This window comes from Moorena sp. (assembly GCF_982860115.1).
This window is the reverse complement of sequence record NZ_CEYLVT010000149.1, coordinates 10,794-12,206: the sequence shown is the minus strand read 5'-3', so window position 1 is coordinate 12,206 and position 1,413 is coordinate 10,794. Positions and strand designations below refer to the sequence as shown.

The 1,413-nt window shown below is 44.3% G+C and carries 2 protein-coding genes and 1 pseudogene; 1 reads left to right on the top strand and 2 read right to left on the bottom strand.

Annotation, left to right across the window (positions count from 1 at the left end; genetic code table 11):
- Positions 1-195 (top strand): annotated as a pseudogene (locus AC4II3_RS22090) (hypothetical protein); the annotation flags it as partial.
- On the opposite strand, the gene AC4II3_RS22085 reads toward AC4II3_RS22090, so the two are convergent.
- Together AC4II3_RS22085 and AC4II3_RS22080 are read right to left on the bottom strand one after the other, a co-directional pair.
- Complete coding sequence (locus AC4II3_RS22085) at positions 170-631, bottom strand: peptidoglycan-binding domain-containing protein (protein ID WP_488007468.1); 462 nt, start codon at positions 629-631, stop codon at positions 170-172. The pseudogene AC4II3_RS22090 and the gene AC4II3_RS22085 overlap by 26 nt on opposite strands.
- Positions 628-750: a hypothetical protein gene (locus tag AC4II3_RS22080; RefSeq protein ID WP_488007466.1), complete on the bottom strand. Its 123-nt coding sequence runs from the start codon at positions 748-750 to the stop codon at positions 628-630. The genes AC4II3_RS22085 and AC4II3_RS22080 overlap by 4 nt, the downstream gene beginning before the upstream one ends.
- Positions 751-1,413 lie beyond the last annotated feature (663 nt).

Here is a 1,413-nt window from a genome sequence, read left to right as displayed (position 1 = left end):
CCTTTCGGCCACGCTACGCGAACAACCTTCAACCTTCAACCTGCCAACCTTCAACCAACTAACCTTGGCCTTTCGGCCACGCTACGCGAACAACCTTCAACCTTCAACCTGCCAACCTTCAACTTTCCCAACCCCTACTCCCTACTCCCTACTCCCTACTCCCTACTCCCTAATAACGACGCCGAGAGACACTAGCTTCGCCCAACTTACGCCAAGTATGCCAGCCCACTACCCCATCTACTTTCAAACGGTTGCTGCGTTGGAATTGAGTCACACCTAGATAAGTATATCGGTCAAAATTGGCATTAAATTTAACAATAGTGTAGCCCAAGCTAATTAGGATCTGCTGCAAAAATCGCACCGCATCACCATTGTTACCAGGACTCAGCACTGGCATAGTAACAGTAGTAATTGTATCAAGGGTTAGGGATGGTGGGTTATAGGGAGGATAGGGAGGATAGGAACGTTGGGCATCAATATTAATGATTTCTTCTGAGCTTTCCATAGATGGAGCGGTTGCCATCCCTTGGTCTTGATTGTCCATAGTTTCTGGTGAATTGGTCATGGATTGGTCATCGGCCATCATGGTTTGGGCAGGATTTGGGATTGGTATTTCTGAGTTGTTTTTCATGATTTGTCCTGAAGTTGTGAATAGGTTTTGCGACTATTAAGGGAGTAGGGAGCAGGGAGTAGGGAGTAGGGTGTAGGGTGTAGGGTGTAGGGAATAGGGGAAAAGCGAATGGACCTCACGTTTTTAGTTGCGATCGCGTTTTTGATAGGGATCCTGTAGTTATAGCGTTTCTGATATCTATGAAGTACACAAGATTTTTCCCTATTGCTAGCATGCCTATTGCCTTTTGCCTAAACTCTACATATACTCAATTAAGCTCTTTGACCTTCACTTAACAATCGCTATTGTAAACTTCATAAATTGCAGGTGGTATTTCGGTAAAAGCTCCCTTTGTTTTTCTGTTGAATGACCCGTAAGTATAACAATTTTCAATCGTAAGTGAAAAATACCTCTCTAGACAGTGGATACTACTGGGAATCGGGAATTAAGAATTAAAAATTAAGAATTAAGAATTAAGAATTGAGAATTGAGAATTGAGAATCGGGAATCGGGAATCGGGAATCGGGAATCGGGGGAAGAGTATGGGCTGTGATCAGTAAAAGCGATCGCATCTAGCTGTGATCAGTAAAAGCGATCGCCTCTAGCTGTGGTCAGTAAAAGCGATCGCATCTAGCTGTGGTCGGTAAATGTGATCGCATCTAGCTGTGGTCGGTAAATGCGATCGCACATAGCTGTGATCAGTAAATGCGATCACATCTAGCTGTGGTCAGTAAATGTGATCGCCTCTAGCTGTGGTCAGTAAAAGCGATCACATCTAGCTGTGGTCGGTAAATGTGATCGCA

Bases quoted from the DNA above. Each gene is read 5' to 3' on its own strand.
- AC4II3_RS22085 (WP_488007468.1), bottom strand. From the start codon at position 631: ATGAAAAACAACTCAGAAATACCAATCCCAAATCCTGCCCAAACCATG.